Genomic DNA, 18,435 nt, shown 5'->3' with positions numbered 1-18,435 from the left:
ACGTGTTCACCAGCAGCCAGCCCTTCGTGGTGTTCGACCATCTCCGTGTCCCGTACCAGGTCGACCCGGACCTCGGGACCGGCACCGGTCCCGGGAGGCCAGGCCTGCCGTGGGGCCGGCTGACCGCCGCTGCGGGCACTCGCCGAGCCGCGCTCAGCTGGCCCGACTTCGACACCGGTCGGCCGGTGCCCGACCTGCGGGCCCGGCGGTTCCGGCTGGGCGGGCTGCTGCTGCACGGGCGCCTGCTCGACGACGACCTCCTCGCGGCCGCGCTGACCGGCGCCACGGGATCGTGGGCCCGCGCCGAGGCGGTCCGGGCCGACGACGGGACACTGCTGGGATCGGTCTGGCGCTCGTCGGAGGGCGACGTCGCGCTGCCGTTCGACCCGGGGGAGGTGGTGACCCGCTTCTGGAGCGAGCGGTACGCCGACGCGCCCGGTGCCGGCGTCAGACGGAGGGTGCGGTCGGCGGCACTGGCCGGCTACTACGCCACCCGGCCGGTGCTGCCCCGGTCGCTGCAGATCAGGCTGCGGCGCGCCGCCAGCCGGATCCAGCGCCGCAGGTCATTCCCCAGGTGGCCGGTGGAGGACTCGCTGCACGGGTTCCTGCAGCTGGTGCTCGAGTGGGCCGCTTCGGTCTCGGGGCAGCAGGTCCCGTGGATCGCTCCCTGGCCTGCCGGGCGGACCTGGGCGCTGGTGCTGACCCACGACGTGGAGACCGAGTCCGGAGTACGTCGGATCCCGGTGCTGCGCACCATCGACCGGGAGGCCGGTCACCGGGCCTCGTGGAACCTCGTTCCGGGACGCTACGACGTCCACGACGCGCTGGTCCGCGACCTGCAGGACGACGGGCTGGAGGTCGGCGTCCACGGGCTGTACCACGACGGTCACGACCTGGACCCCCGGGAACTGCCGACCCGTCTGCCGGCGATGCGGCGCTGGGCGGAGAGGTGGGAGGCCGTGGGCTTCCGCTCCCCGGCGACGCACCGAAACTGGGACGTGATGTCCACGTTGCCGTTCGAGTACGACTCGTCCTCGCCCGACACCGACCCGTTCGAACCGCAGGCCGGTGGGTGCTGCAGCTGGTGGCCGTTCTTCAACGGCCCGGTCGTCGAACTGCCCATCACGCTGCCCCAGGACCACACCCTGTTCGTGATCCTCCGTGCCCGCGACGGGGAGGCGTGGATCGACAAGGCGGAGCGCATCCGGGCCGCCGGTGGCATGGCGCTGCTCATCACCCACCCGGACTACACCGACCTCGGGCCCGTGGCGGAGGCCTACCGGCAGCTGCTGGCACACTTCGCTTCCGATCCCGGGGTGTGGCGACCACTGCCCGCCGAGGTGGCGGCGTGGTGGCGGCGGCGGGCGGCCTCGCACCTGGAGAGGGACGGAGCCGGGTGGCGGGTGACCGGTCCGGCGGCGGCGGAGGCGACCATCTGCGCCACCGCGCCACCGCCGCGTCGAGGGGTCCCCGCCGGCCCGACACCGGGTGCACCTGTTCCCGGACCCCCCGGGCCAGTTGGCCGGTCGCGGGCGAACGGCGGACGGCCAGTCGCCGTGCCGTCCGACGGGCGGGGCCACGCGGTCCTCCTCGGGGACCAGGACGTCGCCGCGCCCCTGCGGGACTCCGGAGTGCCCGTCACCGTCGTGTCCCCACGCGTCTCCGTCGTCCGCTTCTCACGATCCACGTCGGGTTGGATCAACCGTCCCGAGGGGAACGAGGGTGCGCTGGTCTCGGCGCTGCTGCAGCACGCCCGTGGAGCGACGGGTCCCGTCGTCCTGTACTACGAGGAGGACGACGACCTGCTGTTCGTCTCGCGCCACCGTGCGGAGCTGGCGGAAGGACTGCGGTTCGTCATCCCCGATGCCGATCTCGTGGAGAAGCTGGCGGACAAGGCGGCCTTCCAGCGCCTCGCCGAGCAGCTGGGCCTCCCGGTGCCGCCCACCCAGGTCCTGGACCTCTCCCCGGTCGTGCCGGAGGCCGTGGACACGACGTTCCCCGTGCTCGTCAAGCCGGTCCGGCGGGAGCGGGACTGGCGCTCCATCACCCCGGGGAAGGCCGTGGTCGTCAATCGGCCGGACGAGCTGCGGCTCCTCCTGGAGAGACTCGCCCCCCACCATCCCCGCGTCCTGCTCCAGCAGCACCTGCCCGGGCCGGAGACACACGTCGAGAGCTACCACGTCTACGTCGACTCGACCGGGGACGTGGCCGCCGAGTTCACCGGACGGAAGCTACGCACCTATCCCCGGTCGCTGGGCCACTCCACCGCACTGGTGACGACGGATGCACCGGACGTCGCACGCCTGGGCCGGGCCCTCACGCGGGACCTGGGGCTGCGCGGTGTCGCGAAGCTGGACTTCAAGCGCGATCCCGAGGGTCGACTCTGGCTGCTGGAGGTGAACCCCCGGTTCAACCTCTGGCACCACGTGGGCGCCGCCGCCGGGGTCAACATCCCCGCCGTGGTCTGGGCGGACCTCGTCGGCCTGCCTCGTCCACCCGTGTCGTCGGCCAGGCCCGGTGTGACCTGGTGCAAGGTGGACCGTGACTGGCTGGCGGCCCGGCAGGACGGAGTGGGTGTCGCGGCCTGGCTCGGTTGGCTGGCCCGGTGTGACACGAGGTCCATCGGGGACCCGGTGCGGTGGCTGTCCCGCACGATCCCCCACCCCGTCCCGAGGGGAAGGGGGCCGACGCGCGTGGCCGTCGAGGACGACTGATGCGCTTCGGACTGCTGTCGGACGTGCACGCCAACCTCCCTGCCCTGCGGGCTGCCCTCGAGTCGCTGGAGCGTCGCGGGATCGACCAGCTGGTGGTGGCCGGTGACCTGGTCGGCTACGGCGGGCAGCCCGATGAGTGCCTCGCTGCACTGGCGGAGGTCGGCGCCCACTGCGTCCTCGGGAACCACGACCTCTTCGTCCTCGATCGGCTGCCGGCCACGAGGTTCCCGGAGCTGGCCCGGCGGACTGCCGAGCTGACCCGCTCGTCGCTCTCGGCCGACGGCCGCGCCTTCCTCGCCGGCCTGCCGCTGAGGCTCCGGGTTGGCACGCTGCTGGTGACCCACGGATCGCTCGACAGCCCCGAGGAGTACGTCCGCGACGAGCGTCGCGCCACGGAGCTCCTCTCCCGGCTACCGGAGGAGTCGCCCGGAGCGGACACCCTCGTGCTCGGACACACCCACCGACAGTGGTGCCTCGTCGCCGGAACGGGATCGCGCCCGGCGCACGGCACGGTGTACCTGCCGCAGGACCGCCCACGCCTGCTCAATCCCGGCAGCGTCGGTCAGTCCCGGCAACGGGAGCGCCGGCCCACGAGCCGCTGTGCCGTGTACGACAGCAGTTCCGGAGCCGTCGAGTACCTCCGGATCGACTACGACGTCGAAGCCAGCCGTGAGGCGCTGCGCCGACTGCAGCTGCCGGACCGGTGCTTGCACGCACCGCCACGGGTGCACCGGCGGTTGCTCCGGCTGGGCGCCCGGATGGTCGCCCGCCGCCGAGCCCCGGGCAGGGACCCTCGCCAGGGCGGCCGTGCCGACCACTGAACACCGGCCGGCACACCAGCTGCGACTCGGTGACGCAACCGGCGCGGCACAGCGAGCGGGCGGAGACGGGGATGCCCGGCTGCCTGCCTCACTGGGCGTTGCGCGCCAGCCTCGCCCGCACTTCCTCGCCCCAGATCCGTGTGGGCGTGCCGCGGTAGCTGGAGATGAGCGCGTAGCAGTCGTCCCACGCGTTCCAGGCCCAGGGTGTGTAACTCGCATCGTGGGCATCGAGCCAGTCCAGGACCCGCTCGGAGAAGCCGGCCTCACGGACGGACGACGCCGGGCACTCCTCGCCCACCTCGAGCACCTGGTCCCCGGTGTCGGGTCCGACCTCTCCAGCGTAGAGCGGTACCTCCGCCGCGACCTCCGCCAGCACGGTGTCGTAGCACTCCGCGTCCTTGCAGTAGCGGTTGTACGAGTAGTTGTGGAAGGAGGCGATGAGGTTGTCCAGCGGGTCGGCGGGCCGGTACTCCAGCCACCTGTTCAGCATCTCGGCCCAGTGGATGCCCCCCACCGCGATCACGTTCGGCGCGCCGGTCGAACGGATCGTCGCGATGAGCTCGTTCATGCCGGCGGCGACGTAGGGCTGCCCACCGTTCTGCGAGGGGAGCTCGCAGCCACCGTCGCGCCAGCACTGCCAGGCGCGGGTGCTGTCCGGCTCCCCGAACGGCCAGGGCTCGTTGAAGGCGTCGAACACCACGCCCGTGTCGTCCTTGTAGACCGTCGCGACCTCACGCCAGAAGTCGAGGCTGTGGTCCCGGTCCGGCATCTGTTCCTGGTTGAGCGAGAGGGCCGCGCCGGGGGCTGAGCGGTGCAGGTCCAGGACCACGACGAAGCCGCGGTCCCGCAGCAGCTGCACGTAGTCGCGGATCGCCTCCTGGTAGCTGGCTCCTCCGTACTCCCGGCTCACGCCCAGGCCGAGCCAGCACTGCTCGTTGAGCGGGATGCGCACCGTGTTGGCACCGGTCCAGGCGGCCATCCGGTCCACCGTCGAGGCGAGCATCCGGGTGCGCTGCGCGTCGGGTCCTTCGAAGATGCCCCAGTCCTCGATGCAGGCGTACTCCGTGCCGGAGGAGTTGAAGCCCAACAGCCGGATCGGGACGCCGTCCTGGTCGACGATCTGGTTCCCCTGCACGCTCAGCGCGGTGACAGGGCTCCGCGTGCTGCCACCGGTGCCTGCGTCCGGGGACCCGTCGGACACAGGACCGTCGACGACGGTCAGCGCCAGCACGGCCAGCAGGGCCACGGCGACGGCGAGTGCCGAGACGCCCACGGCCCAGCGTGCCCGGGACGACAGGGCGGGACCCCCTCCGCGTCCCCGGACGAGAGTCCACGGCCGACGCGGGCCGGACCGGCTCATGCCGTGTCCTCCATGACCTCCCGGACCGTCCGCACCGTCGTCCCGTCGGGGGCGTCGTGCTGGAGCCAGTCCAGGAAGGCCGAGAAGGTGCTCGCCTCGATGGGCGCCTCACTGGCCATGCAGGTGGCGAGATCCGGGGCGTCGGACACGCAGACGTGGTGGAGGACCACCTGGACCCACCCGCCGCCGTTGTCCGAGGCCGAGACGACTGCCCGTTGGAGGTAGTCGAGGGTCAACGGGATGGCGGGGGCGGTGGTGGAGGGGTCCTCGACCGCGGCGCCGCCGGGGCCGTCGAGCGCCATGGTGGCGAAGGGGTTCAGCGGCGGAACCGTCTCCGCGAACACCGGGCCGTCGGGTGAGACGCTGCCGGCCGACCTGCCTGACGCATAGCCGCAGGACTGCACGAGCGCCTGCGCCGCCTCGTCCAGGCCTCCGTACGGGTAGGCGAAGCTCTGCGGGTCGAGCCCCATCTGCTGCAGGCGCACGTGGTCCCGGCAGACCTCGTCGCGCTTGACCGGGTCCGGGATCGCCGGGTCGGTCAGGTTGATGTGACTGGCGGTGTGGCCGCCGATGTCGTTGCCGTCCCGGTGCAGGCGGAGGACCTGATCCCACGACATGTGGTACGGGTCCTCGGCGTCGGTGCGCCCGGTGTTGATGTAGAAGGTCCCCTGCATCCCGTGGTCACGGAGGATGCGCCCGGCCAGGTCCTGGGTGAGATCGCCGTCGTCGAACGTGAACGACACGATCGTGGCGGGTGGAGGGAGAGGAGGCGGCGGCTGTGCTCCCATCACCTCCCGCACCGTCTGCACGGTGGTGCCCGCCGGAGCTCCGCCCGGCTGTCCGGAGGCGGCCAGCCAGCTCAGGAAGTCCGAGAGCACCGTGTCCTCGACGGGCCGCCTCGTCGCCATGCAGGCGGCGTACGACGGGGCCCCGGCGTGGCAGACCTCGCCGAAGACCAGGGGCACCAGGTGGCCGGCAGCACCCGAGCCGGCCACCACCGCCTGCTGGAGGTCGGCGAGGGTGACGGGTGCCGTGCTGGTCTCTGCGGGAGTCGGCAGGGCGTACGGGTCGCTCGGGGGGAGCGCCACCGAGGAGACCGGGGAGACGGCGGCATCCGTGGACAGGCCCCCGATGATGCGACCGGACGTGTATCCGCACGAGGCCACGAGGTCGGACAGGGAGCGATCGAGGGTCGGGAAGTCATAGGTGTGCGCCCCGGCCGGATAGGCGAAGCTCTGCGGGTCGAGGCCCAGCCGGACGAGCCGCTCGTGGGCTGCGCACACCTCCTCCTCCTTGCGGGCGTAGTCCTCGGAAGGGTCTGCCGACCAGGGGACGGTGAGGTCGACACCGTCGGCGGAGAAGCTGCCGATCTCGTCACCCTCCCTGTAGAGCTGCCTGGCCTGTTGCCAGCTCATGCAGCACCCCTCGCCGGCATCCAGGCGATCCGGAGTGACGTAGAAGGTGCCGTGCACGCCGTGTCGGCGCAGCAGGGGGCGGGCGTGGTCGTACTGGCTCACCGTGCCGAAGTTGAAGGTCAGGGAGACCACGGTTCCCGCTGCCGCCCCACCCCCGGGCTCGGTTGCGCCGGCCTGGGCCGGGGAGTCAGTGGCGACCGGACCGGCCGTGTCGGACCCGCTCGGCCGGGTCAGGAACCACACCGAGGAGGCGGCGACCAGGCCGACGACGAGCAGCGCGGTCCACAGCACCCGCGTGGGCACGCCCCGCGCTGCACGGAGCCCGGTGCGCGGTGTAGGAGCGGACGCGCGGCGGAGCTTCGCCGCCGCTGTCCGGCCGGCTCGCCCGAGAACGCTCATGGCGCTGTCCCCCTGCGGACTTCCGGACAGCTGCAGCCGCGTGAGCGTCCGGGGTGGCCTGTCCGGGCGGTGGCCGACCGGACGCCTCGGTCTCCGAGCCGGCACGGCCGGCGCGGGGACCTCGGCGCCCCCGCTCCGGCTGGTCGGTGACGTGTCTGTGCCGTGGGTCACAGTATCGGGCCTCTTCAGGGGCGAACAGCCTCTGAGCGCGGGAGACGGGATCCACCCGGTGTCCCGGCCCGGGGAGGCGCCGGGAGGGACGGGCGGGGCGACAGAGGACGAGGCGGCCCACACGTCAGCAGGAGCCGTGACGCACGCACGGAGGCGCACCCGTGTCCACCCCTCCCGAGGGCTCGTCGCCCACCGCTGGTGACGGGGGGCGGCGCACTGGTCACCGCGACGACGACCTCTCACGGGAACGGGATGGGGATCACCGGCAGCAGGGCCGCTCTCGTCACCGTGACCACCACCCGGCCGGTGACGGCCGCCGACCGCGCCGCCCGGCACCGGGCCGCAGCGCACTACCCTGGATCGACGTGGCCGCAGACTTCGCCGTCGTCCTGGACGAGCTCGACACGACCCTGAAGTCCATCGAGGCCGTCCTCGACGTGGACCGCCTCCGTCGCGAGGTGGCCGAGCTCGAGCAGCAGGCCGCCGCGCCCGACCTCTGGAACGACGTCGAGGCCGCCCAGGCCCTCACCTCCAAGCTGTCCTACCTGCAGGGCGACCTGCGGCGGGTGGAGGAGCTGCGCAGCCGGCTCGACGACGTCGGGCTGCTGCACGAGATGGCCGCCGAGGAGGACGACGCGGCGGTCACCGCCGAGGCCGAGCGGGAGCTGGAGAGCCTGCGCAAGGCGATCGACGAGCTCGAGGTCCGCACCCTCCTCAACGGTGAGTACGACTCCCGCGAGGCGCTGGTGACCATCCGGTCGGAGGCCGGCGGCGTCGACGCCGCCGACTTCGCCGAGATGCTCATGCGGATGTACCTGCGCTATGCCGAGCGGCACCGCTACCCCGTCGAGGTCTACGACATCTCCTACGCCGAGGAGGCCGGCATCAAGTCGGCGACCTTCGCGGTCAAGCAGCCCTACGCCTACGGCACGCTCTCGGTCGAGCAGGGCACCCACCGGCTGGTGCGCATCTCGCCGTTCGACAACCAGGGGCGCCGGCAGACGTCCTTCGCCGGGGTCGAGGTCCTGCCGGTCGTCGAGCAGACCGACCACGTCGACATCCCGGAGAACGAGATCCGCATCGACGTCTTCCGGTCCAGCGGCCCGGGCGGGCAGAGCGTGAACACCACCGACTCCGCCGTCCGGATCACCCACCTGCCCACCGGCATCGTCGTCTCCTGCCAGAACGAGAAGAGCCAGATCCAGAACCGGGCGGCCGCCATGCGCGTGCTCCAGGCCCGCCTGCTGGCCAAGCGGCAGGAGGAGCAGCGCGCGGAGATGGACGCGCTGAAGGGCGAGGGCGGCAGCAGCTGGGGCAACCAGATGCGCTCCTACGTCCTGCACCCGTACCAGATGGTGAAGGACCTGCGGACCGAGCAGGAGACCGGCAACACCGGCGCGGTCCTCGACGGTGACATCGACGGCTTCATCGAGGCCGGCATCCGCTGGCGCCGCCAGCAGGACTCCGTCGCCGCGAGCTGACGACCGCGGGCCGCCGCCCCGCCACCCGGCCGGGTGCGGCCGGTGGCCGGCCTCCTGGGGTGGGAGTGGCTGCCGATCACCGCCGGTGAGAACCGGCCCGCGCGTTCCGGGCCGAACCGGTCATCCTGAGGCCCGCGGCAGGTACCGTGGCGCCTCGTGATCGAACTGCAACACGTCACCAAGCTGTACCCGGCCAGCAACCGGCCGGCCCTCGATGACGTGTCGACCGAGATCGACAAGGGCGAGTTCGTCTTCCTCATCGGCTCGTCCGGCTCGGGCAAGTCGACCTTCCTGCGGCTGCTGCTCAAGGAGGACGACCCCACGCGCGGCACGGTCACCGTCAACGGCAAGACCCTCAACGGCATGAGCAAGTGGCAGGTGCCCAAGCTGCGCCGCTCGATGGGCTGCGTCTTCCAGGACTTCCGGCTGCTGCGCAACCGGACGGTGGCCGAGAACGTCGCCTTCGCCCTCGAGGTGATCAACAAGCCGCACCGCACCATCAAGCGCGTCGTCCCCGAGGTGCTGGAGATGGTCGGCCTCGACGGCAAGGCCAACCGCCTGCCGCACGAGCTCTCCGGTGGAGAGCAGCAGCGGGTCGCCATCGCCCGCGCGTTCGTCAACCGGCCGCTGGTCCTGCTCGCCGACGAGCCCACCGGCAACCTCGACCCGGAGACCAGCGAGGGGATCATGCTGCTGCTGGAGCGGATCAACCGCACCGGCACCACGGTGATCATGGCGACGCACGACTACCACATCGTCGACTCCATGCGCCGCCGCGTGATCGAGCTCAACGGCGGCCAGATCACCCGCGACCAGTCGCGCGGCGTCTACGGCGTCGGCCGCTAGACCCGGCCGCCCCTCTACGACCTGCACCTCACGACAGGGAACCCATGCGCGTCAACTTCGTCCTCTCCGAGGTGGCCACCGGGCTGCGTCGCAACCTGACCATGACGGTCGCGATGATCCTGACCACGGCCATCTCGCTCGGCCTCATGGGCACCGGCCTGCTCATCGCCGGGATGATCTCCGACATGAAGGAGATCTACTACGACAAGGTGCAGGTCTCCATCTTCCTGGCCGACGGCGTCACCGACGAGCAGCGGTCGGCGATCGAGACGCAGCTGGCCGACTCCCCGGAGGTCGCCAGCTACCTCTACGAGTCCAAGGAGGAGGCCTACGAGCGCTTCCGGCAGCAGTTCTCCCAGCAGCCCGAGCTGGTCGAGAACACCCCGCCGGACGCGCTGCCGGAGAGCTTCCGGGTCGAGCTGGTCAACCCCGAGCGCTACGCGGTCGTCGCGGCGGAGTTCCCCAACGGGCAGAACGGCGTCGACCAGGTGCGCGACGAGGGCGACTTCCTCGACCGCCTGTTCAGCCTGCTCAACGGCGCCCGCAACGCGACGATCGCCGTCGCGGTGGTGCAGGCGCTGGCGGCGCTGCTGCTGATCTCCAACACCATCCAGCTGGCCGCGTTCAACCGGCGCAACGAGACCAACATCATGCGGCTGGTCGGCGCCTCCCGCTGGTACACCCAGCTGCCGTTCATCCTCGAGGCCGCGCTGGCCGGCCTGATCGGCGCGCTGCTCGCCGTCGGCGGGCTGGTGCTCACCAAGGTGCTGTTCGTCGACAAGACACTGGCCGGGCCGATCAAGGCCGGGATCATCCCGCCGGTCGACTGGGGCGCGATCGCCACGATCAGCCCGATCATCGCCGCGGCCGGCGTGGGCCTGGCCGCCGTCGCCGCCTACGTGACGCTGCGCCTCTACGTGCGGCTCTAGCCACCGCAGCACACGGCCGCGATCGCGCGGGTCCCCGTCCGCCACGGGTGTGCGGAGACCGCGCGATCCTGCGCGTCAGGGGCCGGGAGCGGGTAGGGAGCGGGGCATGAGCACGGTGGACGTCGGCGGGGTGCAGGAGCGCGCGGCGGCCGGTGCGGAGGACGTGGACGTGGGGCGGGCCGACGTCCGGCCGGCACTGCGCCGGCTGGGCGCCGTCGGGGCCTTCGGCGCCGAGGGCGACGACCCGACCAGGGCACTGGTGTCCTCGGTGCGGCTGGTCCGCGAGGTCGCGGCGGTCTCCCTGGCCACGGCCTTCTCGATCTGGTCGCAGCGGATGGTGCTGGAGTACCTGCGCTTCTGCCCGCCGCCGGAGTCCGCGGCCACCCTGGTGCGGCAGTTGCGGGCCGGGGAGGTGACCGGTGCGACCGCGCTGGCACCGGCGGTGGCCGACCCCACCGGCCGCGGCGAGCTGCCCGTCTCCGTGCAGCCGGACGGCGACGGCTGGCGGCTGTCCGGGACGGTCGGCTGGGCGTCCAACCTCTTCGACGACGCGGTCGTCGTCGTGCCCGCGCGGGCGCCCGACGAGGGCCGGCTGGTGGTCCGGTTCCGGCGCACCGACGACGGCGTCACGCCCACCGAGCCGCACCGGCTGCTCGGGCTCAACGGCACCGGCACCGCCGGACTGCACCTCGACGGCGTCCTCGTGGCGCCCGGGCAGGTGCTCAGCGAGGACCTCACGTCGTTCGTCGCGATGTGCCGGCCGACCAAGCTGCTCCTGCAGACCTCGCTCGCGGTGGGGCTGGCCGACGCCGCCCTGGCCGCCTCCGCGCGGCACGTCGCCGGCGTCCTGCGCAGCGAGTACGACGACGTGGCCGGGGCCCGCGACGACGTCGCCCGCCGGATGGACGACCTCGCGGCCGACCGGGTGGGGGTCGGCCCCGGGGGCCTGGCCCGGCTGCGCCTGGCCGGCCTGGAGGTCGCCGCGGACGCCGTCCGGCTGGAGACGGCGGTCACCGGTGCGGGCGGGTACCGCGCCGGCACCGCCACCGCCCGCCGGGTCCGCGAGGCGGCGTTCCTCCCGGTGCAGGCGCCCACCTACGCCCAGCTCCGGCGCGAGGTCGCGGCGTCCTGACCCGGCAGTAACCTGGCGGCATGCCGCGAGAGACCGGGCGCAAGCTCATCGCCCAGAACAAGAAGGCGCGGCACGACTACTCGATCCTCGACACCTACGAGGTCGGCCTGGTGCTCACCGGCACCGAGGTGAAGAGCCTGCGCGCCGGGCGCGCCTCGCTGGTCGACGGCTTCGCCACCGTCGACGGCGGCGAGGTGTGGTTGCAGCACGTGCACATCCCGGAGTACACGCAGGGCACCTGGACCAACCACGCCCCGCGCCGCAAGCGCAAGGTGCTCATGCACCGCGAGGAGATCGACAAGCTGATCGGCAAGACCCGCGAGGGCGGCCTGACGCTCGTGCCGCTGGACATGTACTTCAAGGACGGCAAGGTCAAGGCCACGCTCGCGCTGGCCAAGGGCAAGAAGTCCTACGACAAGCGGCACGACCTCGCCGAGCGGGACTCGCGCCGGGAGATCCAGAAGGCCTTCGGCCGCTACGTGAAGGGACGGCGGTAGTGCGCGCAGTCGCCTACGACGAGTTCGGCGGCCCCGAGGTCCTGACCCTGCGCGACGACTTGCCCGACCCGCCGGTCGGTCCCGACACCGTGCTGGTGCGGGTGCACGCCAGTGCGGTCAACCCGGTGGACCTGCTGATCCGGCACGGCGGGCTGGCCGGCGCCTTCCCGCACCACTTCCCGATCGTGCCCGGCTGGGACGTCTCGGGGGTGGTCGAGGCGGCCGGCCCGGCGGTCACCGGCTTCGCCGCCGGCGACGAGGTGTACGGCTACGTCCGCCGCGACGACGTCCAGTGGGGGACGGCGGCCGAGCTCGTGCCCGCGCCCCAGCGCTGCCTGGCGCACAAGCCGTCGTCGCTGTCGTTCGCCGAGGCCGCCGGGGTGCCGCTGGCCGGGCTGACCGCCTACCAGGCGCTGACCGAGGCGCTCGAGGTCGGCGAGGGTGACCGGGTGCTCGTGCACCGCGCGGCCGGCGGCGTCGGTTTCTTCGCCGTCCAGATCGCCGTCGCGCTCGGCGCGCACGTCGTCGGCACCGCCAGCCCGCGCAACCACGGCTTCCTCACCGACGCCGGGGCCGCCGAGGTGCTCGACTACTCCGCCGGCCCCCTCAGCGCCCAGCTGTCCGAGCCGGTCGACGCCGTCCTGGACCTGGTCGGCGGTGACACGCTGGCCGACGCGCCCAAGCAGGTGCGCGACCCCGCCCGCGTCGCCAGCGTCGTCGACCCGTCGGTGAAGGAGGCGGGCGGGCGCTACGTGTTCGTCCGGCCCGAGCACGAGCACCTCGAGGAGCTGGCCCGGATGGCCGACGCCGGGCAGCTGCGGGTCCCGGTGGCCCGGGCGTTCCCGCTGGAGCGGATCGCCGAGGCGCAGGACCTGGTCGCCGGGGGTCACGTCCGCGGCAAGGTCGTCCTCACGCTGCGGTGACCACCCCGCCGGTCGACGACGACGACGTCCCGCGGTTCTGGCGGGAGCTGGGGCTGCCGGGCCTGGTCGACGTCCACGTGCACTTCCTGCCCGAGCGGGTGCAGGCCAAGGTCTGGGCCTACTTCGCGGCGGCGGAGACGCACTACGGGGCGGCGTGGCCGGTGCAGTACCCGCTGCCGGAGGACGAGCGGCTGGCCGTCCTCGAGCGGCTCGGCGTCCGCGCGTTCCCGACGCTGCCCTACCCGCACAGGGCCGGGATGGCCGCCTGGCTCAACGACTGGTCGGCCGGCTTCGCCGCCGCGCACCCGCAGGTGCTGCCCTCGGCGACCTTCTTCCCCGAGCCGGAGGCGCCGCACTACGTCGCCGAGGCGCTCGACCGCGGCGTGCGGGTCTTCAAGGTGCACGTGCAGGTGGGCGCCTTCGACCCGCGCGACCGGCTGCTCGAGCCGGTGTGGGCGCGGCTGGAGGAGACCGGGACGCCGGTGGTCATCCACTGCGGGTCGGGTCCGCTGCGCGGTGAGCACACCGGCCCCGAGCCGATGATCGGCCTGCTCGAGCGGCACCCGCGGCTGCAGCTGGTCATCGCCCACCTCGGCATGCCGGAGTACCGCGCCTTCCTCGACCTGGCCGAGCGGTACGAGCGGGTGCACCTGGACACCACGATGTTCGCCACCGACTTCACCGAGCGGCTCATGCCCTTCGACCCCGCCGACCGGCCGCGGCTGGCCGCGCTGCGCGAGAAGGTGCTGCTCGGCAGCGACTTCCCGTCGATCCCGTACCCCTACGCCGAGCAGCTCGCGGCCCTGGCCCGGCTCGACCTCGGTGACGACTGGCTGCGCTCGGTGCTGTGGGCCAACGGCGCCCGGCTGTTCGGGGTGGCGGGCTGAGGTCGGCGCACCGGCGGCCGCACCGAGCCGCACGAGGACGTGGGGGTCCACGCCGGCCCCGACGGCCACCCCGTCTGCCTGTTCGTGCGGCTGGGCGCCCGGTGACCCGGCCGGGTCCCCTCCGGTCCGGACCCGGTCCGATCCCGCGCCGGGTGTATCAGGAGCCCGGCGCCCTCCCTCGGATCGGGGCAGGGGAGCGCCGCACCGGCCTCCGCTGACCAGGAGGCGTGGGCGACGGGCCCGTCCTCCTGACCGACCCACGGAGGACCGTCGATGAGGACAGCAGCAACCGTGCCGAGCGGGGAGACGATCGGCTCGGGCAGGCGCCACGCCGTGGTGGTGGGCGGCAGCATGGCCGGCCTGGTGGCCGCCCGGGTGCTCGCCGCGCACTTCGACCGGGTGACGATCGTCGAGCGCGACCGGCTCCGGGACGGTGGCGCGCACCGCAAGGGCGTACCGCAGGGACGGCAGCTGCACGCCCTGCTCGCCCGCGGGCGGGACGTCCTCGAGGCCCTGTTCCCCGGCTTCGGCCGGGAACTGGAGGCGGCCGGGGCGGTGCCCATCAGCGTTCCCGGCGACTTCCTGACGCTCACCAAGGCCGGGTGGCTGGACCGGCGCGCCCCCGGCTGGACGGCGCTGTCGGCCAGCCGGCCGCTGATCGAGGCGACGGTGCGTCGGCGGCTGCTCGACCTGCCCGGCATCACGCTCCTCGACGGGCACGAGGCCACCGCGCTGGTCGCCTCCCGTGACGGCCGGGTGGTGCGCGGGGTGACCGTCCGACGGGTCGGTGGGCTCGACGGCGTCTTCTCCGTCGACGCGGACCTGGTCGTGGACGCGTCCGGGCGCGGGTCCCGGACCCCGGCCTGGCTCGCCGAGCTCGGCTACCCGGCGCCGGAGGCGACGCGGGTCGACCCCGACATCGCCTACGCCACCCGCACCTACCGGATCCCGGACGGCTTCACCGCGGACTGGAAGGCCGTGATGCTGATGTCACAGCCACCGACGATGCCGCGCACGGGATTCCTGTTCCCGATCGAGGACGGCCAGTGGATGGTCGCGCTGATGGGGGCCGCCGGCCAGCACCCGCCGACCGACGAGGAGGGTCACGCCGCCTTCGTGCGCAGCCTGAGGTCCCCGGTCATCGCCGAGGCCGTCGCCGACGCCGAACCGGTGTCCGAGATCCGCGGGCACCGTGGCACGACCAACCGCCAGTGGCACTTCGAGCGGATGCGGCGGTGGCCGGAGCGGTTCGTCGTCCTCGGTGACGCCGTCTGCGCGTTCAACCCCATCTACGGTCAGGGCATGACCACCGCCGCGGTGGGGGCCGAGACCCTCGACGCCTGCCTGCGCAGCCGGCGGCGCCCGGCCGGGGACCTCGACGGGTTGGGCGCCCGCTTCCAGCGGGCACTGGCCCGGCGCAACGCCGACGCCTGGATGTTCTCGACCGGGGAGGACCTGCGCTTCCCGACGACGACCGGCATGACGGCCGGCCGCGTCCTGCGCGCGCAGCACCACTACCTGGACCGCATCGAGGCGGCGTCGACCCGTGACCCCGCGGTGGCCGACGTCTACGTACGCGCCTTCGGCATGCTCGAGCGGCCGACGGCGCTGTTCCGGCCGGGACTGGTCGCGGCGGCCGCCCGGACCCGGCCGACCCGGGTGACCGGGATCGCGCCGGTACCCCCGCGCCGGGCCGACCAGGCGGCCTCCGGCCGCCGAGGAGAGAGGCAGCCGGCATGACCCCGCCCCGACCCGATCGACTGGCGCCTGTGACCGAGGGCTCGGTCACCGTTGCCGGCGTGCGCTCGCCCTACCTGCACGCCGGCCCGGCCGACGCCGACGAGGCCGTCGTCTTCGTGCACGGCAACCCGGGACCGGCCGAGGACTGGCGGCGCCTCGTCGCCCGCACCGGTGCCTTCGCGCGGGCCGTCGCCCCGGACATGCCGGGGTTCGGCGGCGCGGACAAACCCGACTCCTTCGTCTACACGGTCGACGGCTACGCCCGGCACCTCGCCGGCGTGCTCGACGGGCTCGGGATCCGCCGCGCGCACCTGGTGCTGCACGACTTCGGCGGTCCGTGGGGACTGTGGTGGGCGGCCGACCACCCGGACCGCTTCGCCAGCGCCACGCTCGTGGGCATCGGCGTGCTCCGCGGTTACCGCTGGCACTCCCTGGCGCGGATCTGGCGCACCTCGGGCGTCGGCGAGGCCTTCTTCCGCGCCAGTTCCCTGCCGGCGCCGCGGTGGCTGCTGCGGCGCGGCAGCCCGCCGGGCCTGCCGGACGAGGCGGTCGAGCGGCTGGGCCGGGGCTTCCGGGACCCGGGCACGCAGCGCGCCGTCCTCCGGCTGTACCGGGCCACCGACATGGCCGCGGTCGCCGAGGACCTGCACCGACGGCTGGAGGGCAGCGACCGGCCGGTGCTGGCGGTGTGGGGGCGGCGTGACCCCTACCTGCCGGTGGCCTACGCGGAGCGGCAGCGCGAGACGTTCCCGCGCGCGGAGGTGGTCGTGCTCGACGGCAGCGGGCACTGGCCGATGCTCGACGACCCCGTCGGCCTGGAGGCGGTGGTCCTCCCGTTCCTCGAGCGGGTGACCAGCGCGGGCCGCACCGCGGTCGCCGGCCCCGCTGACGGCCCCGGCTGACGACGCGGGCCCGGTCCGTGAACTCGATCGCCCCGCGGGCCCGGTGTCCCTACCCTGCGGTCCGTGTCCGCCGCTGACGTCACCGGTCTCCCGGACGGCCTCACCGCCCGGCCGCTCACCCTCGCCGACGCGGACGCCGCCGCCGAGCTGCTCGCGGCCGCCGAGACCGTGGACGACACCGGCGAGCACGAGGACGCCGCCGACCTGATCGAGTGGTGGGGCCGCGAGCCGGAGGAGGAGCCGCCCGCCCCCCGCCACGCGCAGGCTCGCGGCGGGACCCTGCAGCCGGGCCACCGCCGCGACGGCGTGGCGGTGGTCGACGCCGACGGCCGGGTGGTGGCGTGGGCGACGTCGATCGTCCCGCGCGGCGTCCGCGACGCGCTGCGCATCTGGTCGGAGGGCCGGGTGCACCCCGACTGGCGCGGCCGCGGGATCGGCCGGGCCCTGGTGGCCTGGCAGCTGCGCCGCGGCGCCGAGCAGCACGCCGAGCTGGCACCGGCCGTGCCCGGCCGGCTGGTCGCCGCCGCCTGGCCGGCGATGACCTCGCTCGAGCGGCTGCTGCAGCGCGCCGGCTTCGAGCGCGAGCGGCTGTACGCCACGATGGAGCGCCCGCTCACCGACCTGCCGCGGGCCACGCCGGCGCCGGGCGTGCAGCTGACGCCGTTCACGTGGGACCGCGACGACGAGGTGCGGCGCGCGCACAACGCCTCGTTCACCGAGCACCACGGCTCCACCGAGCGCGACGAGGTGGCCTGGCGCAGCTGGTTCACCGGGCAGCGGGCCTTCCGGCCCGACCTGTCGGTCCTCGCCCTGGCCGACGGCGCCGTCGTCGGTTACGTGCTGGCCTACGTCTACGAGGCCGACACCCGTGCCACCGGCGTCGCCACCGCGCACCTCGGCCAGATCGGCGTGCTGCCCTCGGCGCGGGGGAGGGGCGTGGCGACGGCGACCATCGCCGCCGCGCTGGCCGCCGCGGCGGAGGCCGGCTGCGGCCGGGCCGCGCTCGACGTGGACACCGAGAACACCACCGGCGCCTTCGGGCTCTACGAACGGGTCGGCTTCCGCACCGCGCGCACCCACGTCGCCTACGCGTACCCGCTCGCGCCGCTCGGCTGACCCGTCCGGGCACGCGCCCAGGGTGGAGCAGGTCACATCCTCCGTGGTTTAGTACGTACATCTTGTCCGTACTGACGGGGCGCACCGGCGCGTCCTCCGAGGAGTGACCCATGAGCAGGACCGACGTGATCGAGGGCGAGCGGCCCCGCGTCCCGCTGTTCGCGACGATGAACCGGATCCCCGGTGGACTGATGCTCGTCCCCCTGGTCCTCGGGTCGGTCATCGGCACGTTCGCACCCGACGCGCTCGGGATCGGCAGCTTCACCACGGCCCTGTTCCAGGACAGCGCCCTGCCGCTCATCGCGCTGCTCATCTTCATGACCGGCACGCAGGTGACCGGCCGCACCAGCGGACCCGTGCTGGCGCACGCCGGCGTCGTCCTGCTGATGAAGAGCCTCGTCCCGGCCGGCCTGATCGTGCTGCTCGGCCTGGTCGTCGGCATCGACGGCTTCTGGGGGCTGTCGATCCTCGGCCTGCTGGCCGCCTTCGACAACAGCAACGGCGGGCTGTGGCTGGCCTTCACCGGCCGGTACGGCGACTCCCGGGACCGCGGTGCCTACCTGGCCTCGGCGATCAACGACGGCCCGTTCTTCACCCTGCTGTTCCTGGGTGCCTCGGGGCTGGGTGACATCCCGCTGCTGGCCCTGGTGGCGGCACTGGTGCCGTTCCTCCTCGGCATGCTCGTGGGGAACCTGGACTCCCAGTGGCGCGACGTCCTGCGTCCGGTCCCGAACATCGTCATCCCGTTCTTCGCCTTCGCCCTCGGTACCGGGATCGACCTGGGCTCCGTCGTCACCGGCGGCCTGACCGGGCTGGTCATGGGTGTCGCCGTCGTCCTGATCACCGGCTCGCTGGTCTACGTCGGCTACCGCTTCCTGCTCCGCCGTGGCCGGAAGTCCGGCATCGGCTTCGCGGCGGCGACGACGGCGGGCAACGCGATCGCCACGCCGGGCGTCGTCGCGGCGGCCGACCCGCGCTTCGCCGAGTTCGCCGGGACGGCGACCGCGCAGGTGGCGGCCTCGGTCCTCGTCACCGCCATCCTGGCGCCGCTGGTCGCCTCGTTCGTGCTCAAGCGCGCCGGCGGCCTGACCAGCGAGGACGC

Annotated in this window: 15 protein-coding genes; 13 read left to right on the top strand and 2 right to left on the bottom strand. The window is 73.5% G+C overall.

The window, feature by feature from the left end:
* Positions 1-2: 2 nt before the first annotated feature.
* Positions 3-2,714 (top strand): ATP-grasp domain-containing protein, encoded by a 2,712-nt coding sequence (locus tag ABQ292_RS09135; protein ID WP_369205464.1) that lies wholly within the window; start codon positions 3-5, stop codon positions 2,712-2,714.
* A complete protein-coding gene (locus ABQ292_RS09130; RefSeq protein WP_369205462.1) occupies positions 2,714-3,535 on the top strand; it encodes a metallophosphoesterase family protein in 822 nt (273 codons plus the stop codon). Before ABQ292_RS09135 ends, ABQ292_RS09130 begins: the two co-directional genes overlap by 1 nt.
* A gap of 88 nt (positions 3,536-3,623) precedes the next feature.
* On the opposite strand, the gene ABQ292_RS09125 is transcribed toward ABQ292_RS09130, so the two are convergent.
* Complete coding sequence (locus ABQ292_RS09125) at positions 3,624-4,808, bottom strand: glycoside hydrolase family 5 protein (protein ID WP_369205460.1); 1,185 nt, start codon at positions 4,806-4,808, stop codon at positions 3,624-3,626.
* A gap of 83 nt (positions 4,809-4,891) precedes the next feature.
* Positions 4,892-6,613 carry a polysaccharide deacetylase family protein gene (locus ABQ292_RS09120; RefSeq protein ID WP_369205458.1) on the bottom strand — a complete coding sequence of 574 codons (1,722 nt, stop codon included), beginning with the start codon at positions 6,611-6,613 and terminating at the stop codon, positions 4,892-4,894.
* Between the two features lie 632 nt (positions 6,614-7,245).
* Here ABQ292_RS09120 and prfB point away from each other — a divergent pair.
* The 11 genes from prfB to ABQ292_RS09065 all read left to right on the top strand — a co-directional run.
* Entirely contained in the window at positions 7,246-8,361 is a 1,116-nt protein-coding gene (prfB, locus tag ABQ292_RS09115; RefSeq protein WP_369205456.1) for a peptide chain release factor 2, read from the top strand.
* Between the two features lie 156 nt (positions 8,362-8,517).
* Positions 8,518-9,207: a cell division ATP-binding protein FtsE gene (gene ftsE, locus ABQ292_RS09110; RefSeq protein ID WP_369205454.1), complete on the top strand. Its 690-nt coding sequence runs from the start codon at positions 8,518-8,520 to the stop codon at positions 9,205-9,207.
* 44 nt (positions 9,208-9,251) lie between these two features.
* Positions 9,252-10,136 carry a permease-like cell division protein FtsX gene (ftsX, locus tag ABQ292_RS09105; RefSeq protein WP_369205452.1) on the top strand — a complete coding sequence of 295 codons (885 nt, stop codon included), beginning with the start codon at positions 9,252-9,254 and terminating at the stop codon, positions 10,134-10,136.
* 106 nt (positions 10,137-10,242) lie between these two features.
* Entirely contained in the window at positions 10,243-11,268 is a 1,026-nt protein-coding gene (locus tag ABQ292_RS09100; protein ID WP_369205450.1) for an acyl-CoA dehydrogenase family protein, read from the top strand.
* A 20-nt stretch (positions 11,269-11,288) separates the two neighbouring features.
* Positions 11,289-11,765 carry an SsrA-binding protein SmpB gene (smpB, locus tag ABQ292_RS09095; RefSeq protein ID WP_369205448.1) on the top strand — a complete coding sequence of 159 codons (477 nt, stop codon included), beginning with the start codon at positions 11,289-11,291 and terminating at the stop codon, positions 11,763-11,765.
* Complete coding sequence (locus ABQ292_RS09090) at positions 11,765-12,688, top strand: NADP-dependent oxidoreductase (protein WP_369205446.1); 924 nt, start codon at positions 11,765-11,767, stop codon at positions 12,686-12,688. The genes smpB and ABQ292_RS09090 overlap by 1 nt, the downstream gene beginning before the upstream one ends.
* Positions 12,685-13,575 carry an amidohydrolase family protein gene (locus ABQ292_RS09085; RefSeq protein WP_369205444.1) on the top strand — a complete coding sequence of 297 codons (891 nt, stop codon included), beginning with the start codon at positions 12,685-12,687 and terminating at the stop codon, positions 13,573-13,575. Before ABQ292_RS09090 ends, ABQ292_RS09085 begins: the two co-directional genes overlap by 4 nt.
* Positions 13,576-13,848: 273 nt before the next feature.
* A complete protein-coding gene (locus ABQ292_RS09080) occupies positions 13,849-15,315 on the top strand; it encodes an FAD-dependent oxidoreductase (protein WP_369205442.1) in 1,467 nt (488 codons plus the stop codon).
* 59 nt (positions 15,316-15,374) lie between these two features.
* Complete coding sequence (locus ABQ292_RS09075; protein ID WP_369205440.1) at positions 15,375-16,217, top strand: alpha/beta fold hydrolase; 843 nt, start codon at positions 15,375-15,377, stop codon at positions 16,215-16,217.
* A 63-nt stretch (positions 16,218-16,280) separates the two neighbouring features.
* Complete coding sequence (locus tag ABQ292_RS09070; protein WP_369205438.1) at positions 16,281-17,333, top strand: GNAT family N-acetyltransferase; 1,053 nt, start codon at positions 16,281-16,283, stop codon at positions 17,331-17,333.
* Between the two features lie 110 nt (positions 17,334-17,443).
* The coding region (locus ABQ292_RS09065; RefSeq protein WP_369205436.1) for a 2-keto-3-deoxygluconate permease at positions 17,444-18,435 on the top strand (992 nt) is incomplete at its 3' end.

It is taken from the genome of Geodermatophilus maliterrae (assembly GCF_041018925.1).
GTDB lineage: Bacteria > Actinomycetota > Actinomycetes > Mycobacteriales > Geodermatophilaceae > Geodermatophilus > Geodermatophilus maliterrae.
The sequence above is the reverse complement of the archived record's forward strand: the minus strand, read 5'-3'. Positions and strand labels throughout refer to the sequence as shown.

What these genes read in the sequence shown, in the direction of transcription:
- ABQ292_RS09130 (WP_369205462.1), top strand. Translation starts at nt 2,714, where the DNA reads ATGCGCTTCGGACTGCTGTCGGACGTGCACGCCAACCTCCCTGCCCTG.
- ftsX (WP_369205452.1), top strand. Translation starts at nt 9,252, where the DNA reads ATGCGCGTCAACTTCGTCCTCTCCGAGGTGGCCACCGGGCTGCGTCGC.
- ABQ292_RS09100 (WP_369205450.1), top strand. Translation starts at nt 10,243, where the DNA reads ATGAGCACGGTGGACGTCGGCGGGGTGCAGGAGCGCGCGGCGGCCGGT.
- smpB (WP_369205448.1), top strand. Translation starts at nt 11,289, where the DNA reads ATGCCGCGAGAGACCGGGCGCAAGCTCATCGCCCAGAACAAGAAGGCG.
- ABQ292_RS09080 (WP_369205442.1), top strand. Translation starts at nt 13,849, where the DNA reads ATGAGGACAGCAGCAACCGTGCCGAGCGGGGAGACGATCGGCTCGGGC.